This is a genomic window from Microbacterium sp. KNMS (assembly GCF_053851835.1).
In genome coordinates this window covers 1-270 of sequence record NZ_JBSQBP010000115.1, presented here as the reverse complement: position 1 = coordinate 270, position 270 = coordinate 1, and the positions used below count along the sequence as shown (strand labels likewise).

General features: G+C 31.9%; 1 protein-coding gene. It reads left to right on the top strand.

The window, feature by feature from the left end:
* The coding region (locus tag ACWXWW_RS18055; RefSeq protein WP_455971391.1) for a hypothetical protein at positions 1 to 267 on the top strand (267 nt) is incomplete at its 5' end.
* Between the last annotated feature and the right edge of the window lie 3 nt (positions 268 to 270).

Genomic DNA, 270 nt, shown 5'->3' with positions numbered 1-270 from the left:
ATGCAAGAAGACGCTAAATCTGTATTAGAACCGTTCGTATCAAACTATGTAGCTGATGAAAAAGATTTATTTGTTCATCATTATAAGCAAGAGTGGGATATGAAGTGGAACTTATTCCAAAAAGTGATGCAGCAAGATGTGATGAACTATTATGAAAGTATATTGTTTGCATTGGCTGAAACGATCGATGTATCTCTATATGAACAAAGTAAAGAACAATTGCAAAAGCAGTTAGTAGAGATTGAAAAAGAAATTTATGTTATATAGTCG